The sequence below is a fragment of the Pseudomonas sp. 3A(2025) genome, assembly GCF_054589175.1.
Genome location: NZ_BAAILM010000030.1, coordinates 72,033 through 80,696 on the forward strand (window position 1 = coordinate 72,033; position 8,664 = coordinate 80,696).

General features: G+C 57.7%; 8 protein-coding genes. All 8 read right to left on the bottom strand.

From position 1 onward, the window contains the following. Window positions 1-131 precede the first annotated feature (131 nt). A complete protein-coding gene (locus ACYP2A_RS11195) occupies window positions 132-1,508 on the bottom strand; it encodes a sigma-54-dependent transcriptional regulator (RefSeq protein ID WP_459745056.1) in 1,377 nt (458 codons plus the stop codon). 17 nt (window positions 1,509-1,525) lie between these two features. Continuing rightward, window positions 1,526-2,719: a sensor histidine kinase gene (locus ACYP2A_RS11200; RefSeq protein WP_459745057.1), complete on the bottom strand. Its 1,194-nt coding sequence runs from the start codon at window positions 2,717-2,719 to the stop codon at window positions 1,526-1,528. Between the two features lie 126 nt (window positions 2,720-2,845). Further along, window positions 2,846-4,321: a transcriptional regulator FleQ gene (fleQ, locus tag ACYP2A_RS11205; protein WP_459745058.1), complete on the bottom strand. Its 1,476-nt coding sequence runs from the start codon at window positions 4,319-4,321 to the stop codon at window positions 2,846-2,848. A 167-nt stretch (window positions 4,322-4,488) separates the two neighbouring features. After that, window positions 4,489-4,782 (bottom strand): flagellar protein FliT, encoded by a 294-nt coding sequence (fliT, locus tag ACYP2A_RS11210; protein ID WP_459745059.1) that lies wholly within the window; start codon window positions 4,780-4,782, stop codon window positions 4,489-4,491. 26 nt (window positions 4,783-4,808) lie between these two features. Next, on the bottom strand, window positions 4,809-5,195 hold the full coding sequence (fliS, locus tag ACYP2A_RS11215; protein WP_459745060.1) for a flagellar export chaperone FliS: 387 nt from the start codon (window positions 5,193-5,195) through the stop codon (window positions 4,809-4,811). 126 nt (window positions 5,196-5,321) lie between these two features. Next, window positions 5,322-6,752, bottom strand: coding sequence for a flagellar filament capping protein FliD (gene fliD / locus ACYP2A_RS11220; protein WP_459745061.1), 1,431 nt, complete (start codon window positions 6,750-6,752; stop codon window positions 5,322-5,324). Between the two features lie 82 nt (window positions 6,753-6,834). Beyond that, complete coding sequence (locus ACYP2A_RS11225; RefSeq protein WP_459745062.1) at window positions 6,835-7,221, bottom strand: flagellar protein FlaG; 387 nt, start codon at window positions 7,219-7,221, stop codon at window positions 6,835-6,837. 73 nt (window positions 7,222-7,294) lie between these two features. After that, a complete protein-coding gene (locus ACYP2A_RS11230; RefSeq protein ID WP_459745063.1) occupies window positions 7,295-8,143 on the bottom strand; it encodes a flagellin domain-containing protein in 849 nt (282 codons plus the stop codon). Between the last annotated feature and the right edge of the window lie 521 nt (window positions 8,144-8,664).

The following is an 8,664-nucleotide window of genomic DNA, read 5'->3' on the forward strand; positions in this document are numbered from 1 at the left end:
ACTCGCATCCGCTGGCCGCACAGGCCCATCCGTTCCCGTTGTATCCGCTGGCCATCATGATAACGATGTGATGTTTCGTTGTATCGACAATTTGATACGGATCACAAAAAAGGGGGACAGAAGGCCATCCATCAGGTCGCGAAAAGATAAGCCTCGACATCCATACCCGCATCGCGCATTTGCGCCAGCTTGTAGCGCAGGGTGCGCGGGCTGATGCCCAGACGCTCGGCCGCTTCCTTGCGACGCCCGCGCTCACTGCGCAAGGTGTCGATGATCAACTGGAATTCACGCCGCCGCAGGTCTTCACCCAAGGCACCGGCCGTTTCGACAGGCTCGAGCGCCACCGCAGGAGCCGCCGCAGGCTGTGAACTGAACTGCACAGGGCCTGCCAGACAAAAGTCCTGTGCCTGAATAACCCCGCCCTGCTGCAGGATCAAGGCGCGCTGCAGGGCGTTGTCCAGCTCGCGCACGTTACCCGGCCAGGCATAGCCGACCAGGCACGCCTGAGCCTCTGCCGACAACCGCACCGGCGCATGCTTCATTTTTTTGACGTGCTTGCCGAGCAACTGCTCAGCCAGCGGCAGAATATCGGCGGTTCGTTGACGCAATGGCTGCCAGGCCAGTGGAAATACCGACAAACGATAGTACAAGTCTTCGCGAAAGCGCCCTGCGGCCACTTCACCGAACAGGTCACGGTTGGTGGTCGCCAGCACGCGGATATCCAGGCTGATCGGCCTGCGCGCACCGACTCGCTCGACTTCGCGCTCTTGCAACACGCGCAGCAGCTTGGCCTGCAGCCCCATGGGCATTTCGGAAATCTCGTCGAGCAGAATCGTGCCGCCATCGGCCAGCTCGAACTTGCCCGCCTGCGCGGCAACAGCACCGGTGAACGAGCCTTTCTCGTGGCCGAACAGTGTCGCTTCGAGCATGTTGTCCGGAATGGCCGCACAGTTGATGGCAATGAACGGCTTGGCGGCACGCGGCGAGTGCTGATGGATATAGCGCGCCAGCACTTCCTTGCCAGTGCCGGACTCACCGGAGATCAGCACGGTGGAATCGCTTTTCGCCACTCGACTGGCCAGGTCCAGCAATTGAATACTGGCCAGCTCGACCGCCACCGGCCCGCCCCGCTCGGCAGGCTCCAGGCGCCCCAGGGCGTGGCGCGACACCAGCGCCAGCAAGGCCGCCGGCTCGAACGGCTTGACCAGATAATCCACCGCCCCCTGGCGCATAGCCTCCACGGCTCGCTCTACGGCACCATAAGCGGTCATCAGCAGCACCGGCAATTGCGGATGTCGGGCACGCAACAGGGCCAATAACTGGTGACCGTCCATGCCGGGCATATTGACGTCACTGATGACCAGGCTGAACGACTCCTGGGCAGCCGCCGCCAGCGCCTCTTCGGCCGACCCCACCGCACGGTAGGCATGCCCGGCCAGCTCCAGGGTATCGCCAAGCGCTTCGCGCAGTGAACGGTCGTCCTCGACCAACAGGATTCTGCTTGCCATCAGCGTACTCCGGGGGCTCAGGAAGGAATCAACGGCAGGCTGACGATCGCACACGTGCCGCGCCCAACCCTTGAACGGTACTGCACACTGCCCTGGTGGGCACGCGCCACAGCAACCACCACCGCTGCCCCCAGACCGGTGCCGGTGGTTTTGGTGGTAAAGAACGGCTCGCCAATGCGTGCCAGTGCCGCCGCCTCGATACCGCTGCCGTTGTCACTGATACACAGGCGTAGCGTCGAGCCGTATTGATAAGCGTGAATTTTCAGGCGTGCCGCGCCACGACTGGCCTGCACTGCATTCTCGATCAGGTTGAGCAGCGCGCCTACCAGCGTGTCGCGGTTGCACAGCACTTCACCGTCGACACGGTCGCACTGCCAACGCACCGACGCCTCGCGCACATGGGTCTGGGCTGCGGACTGCAACACCTCAAACAGCGCCTCGGGGCTCAGCCGGTCAGTCAATGGTAATTCGCCACGAGCGAAGACCAGCATATCCCGCACCTGATGCTCCAGCTCATGCAGTCGCTCTTTGAGCCGCGCGGCAAAACGCTGCTGGGTCTGCACCGGCAACTCCTGCTCGCACAAATGGCTGGCGTAGATCATTGCTGCCGACAACGGCGTACGAATCTGATGCGCCAGCGAGGCGACCATGCGGCCCAGCGACGACAGTCGCTCGTGACGCGACAGTTGATCCTGCAAACGACGGGTTTCAGTCAGGTCAGTCAACAGCACCAGTTGCCCAGGCTCGGCATCCAGCGAGCGGGTCGCGATCGACACGCGCCGACCGTCCTTGAGCGACACCTCGTGACCGTCGTCCTTGCGCGGCGCAAAGCTGCGGCTGATGACCTGTCGCCATAACTCGCCGACCAGAGGCTGGCCCAGCAGATCGAGCGCTGCCGGGTTGGCCTCACGCACCACCCCCGTACCATCGATCACGATCACTCCGCCGGGCAGCAGGTCCAGAAGATTCTGCAAGCGATAGGCCAGACGCTCGTTTTCCGCCAGCTCTTGCATACGCTGAATCCCCGCCTCGGCCAGCTCACCCTTGAGTTCATTGACCCGTGCCTCCAGCAAACTGTAGGAATCAGTCAGTTGCGCCGACATCTGATTGAACAGCGCGAAGGCCTGCTCAAGCCCCTGACGGCTTTCCAGCTCCAGTGAAGGCGCCGACGGGCTCGGGAGTTCGTTGGAAATCTGCACGGCCTGGGACATTGAATTCTCTCTCGCTGGGCGAACCGTCATTAAACGGCGTGTAGAAAAGAGACTTAGCAATCCTCGTGCCGAAAAAAAACCTCCGACGAATCGGAGGTTTTCAAGGATTACAGCACAGGCAAAGCGTCAATCATCCGCCTGCTCATCGCCATCGCGACGGCTCATGCCGTATTTGCGCATTTTTTCTACCAGCGTCGTGCGACGAATTCGCAAACGCTCAGCGGCGCGCGCCACGATGCCGTTGGCATCGTCCAGCGCCTGCTGGATCAGGCCCTGCTCCAGACCACCAAGGTAATCCTTGAGGTCCAGACCCTCGGGCGGCAGCATGGCGCCGGTGGAGAAGTTCGGCGTGGTGGCATTGATGGCCACACGCTCTTCCAGATCGCTGCGCAGGCTGTCGACCAACTGCTCGTCTTCATCTTCAACGTAGCGGAATTTTTTCGGCAACTCGGCCACGCCGATCACGCCATAGGGGTGCATGATCGCCATGCGCTCGACCAGGTTGGCCAGCTCGCGGACGTTGCCCGGCCAGGCGTGACGGCACAGCGACATGATGGCGGCGGAGTTGAAGCGGATAGAGCCACGCTTTTCATGCTCCATGCGCGAAATCAGTTCGTTCATCAGCAACGGAATGTCTTCGACCCGCTCACGCAGCGGCGCCATCTCGATGGGGAATACATTCAAGCGGTAATAGAGGTCTTCACGGAAGCTGCCGATCTCGATCATCTTTTCGAGGTTCTTGTGCGTGGCCGCAATAATGCGCACATCGATGCTTTGGGTCTTGTTGCTGCCGACCCGCTCGAACGTGCGCTCTTGCAGCACCCGCAGCAGCTTGACCTGCATCGGCAACGGCATGTCACCAATTTCGTCGAGAAACAGGGTACCGCCGTTGGCCAGCTCGAAACGCCCGGCACGGCTGGTGATCGCACCAGTAAAAGCGCCCTTTTCATGACCGAACAGCTCGCTTTCAAGCAACTCTGCCGGAATGGCACCGCAGTTGACCGGCACGAACGGCGCGTCGCGACGCTTGGAATGGTAATGCAGATTGCGCGCGACCACTTCCTTGCCGGTACCCGACTCACCAAGAATCAACACACTGGCGTCGGTGTCGGCCACCTGCTGCATCATCTGCCGCACATGCTGGATGGCACGGCTGGTGCCCACCAGGCTGCGGAACAGATTGGGCTCACGATGACGACCGCGCTCACGGGCCTGATCGTACATTTCACGATAGACCTGGGCACGGTGCAGGGAGTCGAGCAGCTTGCTGTAGCTGGGCGGCATGTCGATGGTCGACAACACGCGACGGCGCAGGTCTTCGGGCAGATCGACAGAAGAACTTTCGCCCATCAGCAACACCGGAAGGAACTCATCCCATGCCGCGATGGTCTTAAGAAGCCCTTGCAGACTACCGGCAGCACTGACATTGCCAATCAGGACGCACAAGACCTCACGGGTGGATGACAGAGAGCCAACCACCTGCTGCCAGTCTTGGCTGGAACACGAGAGGTTTTCTTCGCCCAGGAAGTTCATGATGACGCCCAGGTCGCGGCGACGCTGGCTGTCGTCATCGATCAGCAGAATTTTGATTTCACGCCACATGCAATCGAAACTTCCCTAGTCAACGTGTACGCCCATCGGTCGTGGGCAGCTTGGCATCTTAGCCGTTACATCTGATCAGACGCCAGACAACAGAAAACATCACTAGTTAAGTCAAAAAAACGGACATAGTCAAATTTATGGCGTGAATCTTGTCCGACAAGAAATTTTCAGCCGAAGAGATCGTACACTTTTGAAGCGTGCTTGGCTTTATTGAGTTGCGACATCTCGTCGACAATTGCCTGACGCTCATCGGTCGCAACGTCAATCAACTGCCGGTAAACACCCAGCAGCTCTTCCAGATTGTCGCGCAGGCCAGGCTGATCGGCCGCCGCTTCGGTGGTGACGGTTTCGATGCACTCACGGCAAGCCAGATCGAGCCTGCCGATGGCCTCCCAGTCGCGCTCAGCCAAAGCCTCGACCAAGGCCTCGCGAGTTTCTGCGATACGCTGTGCTGCGCTCATGGGAGATTCCTTTTGAAGAAACAGGATCAGGCAGCGGCGATCGCGTCCCAACCTTCTTTGACAGTGATCAGCAGATCGGTGACTTCATCGAGAATCACCGCATCGTTCTTGGCGTTGGCTTCAGCCAGGCGCTTCATCATGTAATCGTAGAGGTTATCCTGGTTACGCAGGGCATCGCTGCCGTAGTTTTCCAGATCGAGGCCTTCGCGCAGGCCACCGATGATATCGATAGCCTTGCCGATCAGGATGCCTTTGCGAGCAATCTCCTTGCGCGCCATGGCGCCCTTGGCCTGGGCAATACGATCAAGACCGCCTTCGAGCAGCATCTGCACCAGACGGTGAGGACTGGCTTCAGACGTCTGCGCCTGGGAGCCGACTTTTTGGTACTGACGCAACGCTAACATCGGATTCATAGGGGGACCTCTTGGCAAATCCGTACTCTGGATACCCAAGCTATCGACGTGCTACCGAAAAACTTTAGGATTAATGCAAAAACCCGACACGAGGTCGGGTTCTTGCTGCCAGCCTGCAAGACTGGATCAGGAGGCGTTTTTCTGCGCGTTGATCGCATCGAAGATCGAGGTGATGCTGGAAGCAGTAGCCTTGAGCTTTGCAACCGCCAGGTCCATGGCGTTGTATTTCTTGGTCAGGGTCTCGGTCAACGTAGCGACCCGACGATCAAGAGCCTCCTGATCGTTGGCAAGCCGGGTCTTGACCTTGTTGAGACTGGTATCTTTGTCTGACAAAACGCCGCCGGTTTTAGTGAACGGCTCAATCGATTTCTCGATACGCTTGACCAGACCGTTATCAGCCGAAAAGAGATCCTGGATACCCGACCCCAGCTGCTTGTCGCTCAGCGCAGTGTTGAACTTGGTGGTATCAAGCTTGAGTGTCCCGTCAGACTGTTGAGTAGTGATTCCAAGCTGAGCAAGGGAACCCAACCCCGAGGTAGTGGATGACGCCGCAATCTGGGAACGAATCACCGCAAGAATATTGCGCGGTGTCGAGTCCCCTGTCAGCGCAGCCGCCGTGTAGGTTCCATCGGTAGCCGTCGTACCTTTGGTCAAGGTAGAGACCAGCTTGACTAACGTATTGTAGGAGTCGACGAAGCTCTGCAAAGAGCTTTGTATGCCCGTTGTATTGCTGGCTAACGTAATAGTTGTAGTCTTGGTCGAATCTGCTGCAACCAGATTGAGCGTCAAACCAGAGATAGCATTTTCAACCTTGTTCTTGGAGCTGGTCAGCTTCAGACCATCGACAGTGAATTCGGCATCCTGAGCCAGGCCACTGATCGCGCCCGCCCCCGGATTGTCCGTCGTGCCACTGTCGGTCATGGCCTTTGTACCGTCGATATCCAGCAACGTACCAATGCTGCTGTCACCCTTGACGCTGATATCACTGCCCGCGCCTGTGATCGACGAACTGAACACCAGCCGCGAACCATTGGCATCATTGATGATGTTGGCGCTGATGCCCTTGAACTGCATGTCGGTGTTGATCTTGTCGCGCACCTGCTGCAGGGTCGAGGTGGCGTCGATCTTGATGACCGTACTAGTGTTATTTTGAGTGATGGTCAGTTCCCCACTCGGAATAGCACTCGCCTGGGTCGAGTCAAGCGCAACAGTCGCCACTTTGGACGCGGTTGCCAACTTGTTTACTACAAGAGAATAAATTCCGCCCACCGCCGTACTGCTGGCAGTTGCCTTGACCAGCGATTCATTGGAGGAGCTTGCCACATACCCCTGAAAGGCCGGGGTCGTGGTACTACCAAGCGTAGTCAGCGTGGTCTGAAAAGTGGCGAGCGCCGACTTCAGCTGACTGATGCCCGACAAGGACGCCGTGTTCTTGCTGGTGTTGGTCGTGATCTGTTTCTGCTTGGCGGCTTTATCGGCATCGACCAGGGCAGTCACGATTTCGGTAATATTCAGACCCGAACCTACACCGGTCGACGTTGAGATTGGACTCGCCATCATGTCTCTCCTTGCTTGAATGCTGCCGGCCTTACGGCTCTTGTGGAGCACATGAAAACCAGCAACACGGGGATGTCTGCGATCAGGCTTTCGCGCTGAACAACAGACTGCTTGCATCACTCAGACTTTCGGCCAGCTTCAACACTTCCTCGTTGGGAATCTGTCGAATCACCTCACCCGAGTCACTCGCAATGACTTTGACCACTACTTTGCCAGAACGATCATCCACCGAAAACTCAAGATTGCGCTTGACCGATTGAAAGAAGTCCTGAATCTCTGCAGCCGCCGCCTTGACTTGCTCATCGTCCTTTCGCTCAGAGCTGCTGTTATTGCTCTCGCTTTTGGCCGATGCATCGACGACACGCACAGGTTTGGTCGTATCGATCGCTGCACTCTTATCGACGCCGACAGAGTCGCTTACCGGTTTGGCGACCGGATAAGACACATTCAGCCTGATGCCCATATCCATGTTTTGTCACCTCTGAAAGTAAAAAAGCGAGAGAGTACGCACCCGCACCCTCCCGCTAAAGTTCATGCCGAAATTACTGGAGCAGTTTCAGTACAGAGGACGGCAGCTGGTTGGCCTGGGCCAGAACCGAAGTCGACGCCTGTTGCAGAGTCTGCTGCTTGGTCAACTGGGCAGTTTCAGCTGCGAAGTCGGTGTCTTGTACGCGACCCAGTGCAGCGGTGGCGTTTTCGTTGATGTTCTGCAGGTTGGAGATGGTGCTGGTCAGACGGTTTTGCGCAGCACCGAGGTCCGCACGGTTCGAGTTGACGACCTGCAGTGCCGAGTCGATAGCGGCGATGGCGGCCGAGAAAGCCGATTCAGCAGCAGCGCTATCAGAACCCAGAATGTTAATGGCCGAACCAACACCCAGCGCACTGGCGGTGAAGCTCTGGCTCAGGCTGAGGGTGATCTGGTTTTCACCGCCAGCGTTGGAGCCAACCTGGAAAGTCATGGTGCTGGCAGAGCCGTCCACCAGGTTCTTGCCGTTCAGGTTGGTGCTTTGAGCGATACGGGTCAGCTCAAGGCTCATCTGGCTGAATTCTTTGTTCAGAGCAACACGGTCTTCAGCACTGTTGCTGTCGTTGCGAGACTGAACAGCCAGTTCACGCATACGTTGCAGAATGTTGGTCGACTCTTGCAGCGCGCCTTCAGCGGTCTGCGCGATCGAGATACCGTCGTTGGCGTTCTTGATGGCCATGGTCTGACCACGGATCTGCGAGTTGATGCGGGTAGCGATCTGCAGGCCGGCGGCGTCGTCTTTGGCGCTGTTGATTTTCAAGCCCGAGGACAGACGGGTCATGGAGGTCGACAGAGCATCGGAAGCACGGGTCAGGTTCTTCTGAACGTTCAGGGAGGCAACGTTGGTGTTTACTGTTAAAGCCATGATGAATTCCTCGTGGATTGTTTGCTGTGGCTTCCGGCCCCTGCAAGCGCCGGGTGTGCCTAGAGAACCTTCGTAATAGTTATCGTCGGCATGGCACGTTGCTTGAGGTTTTTTTTGATTTTTTTTAGTGGCCGGGTGCCAAGCCAGATAAAACAAGCAGTTAGCTTAGCCCGCAGGAGGCGCAGAGACCGGCGAAACCTGTCGCGAACAGGCCGGGATGTGAACGACTTGGCACTGTAGACGAGCGCCCGGTGACGAGCGGCAGTAAAGAAGAGAAACCTGCATACGTATTCAAGACTGTAAGAGCGCGTTTTACCGGAATGCCGGACCACCGCGACCAGCTGCGTTAGCAGTCGTGAATTTTCAGCGCCCCATAGCATTCGCGAGCTGGCGCTCACTCTCATCAAACATAAAATAAGTTATTGATTTTATTGAGTTTAAAATTCATCACTACTGCCTCACTGCAATATCAATTCAAGCCACCAATACAACCTCTATCCCCAGCTTGCGCGCCTTGCTTA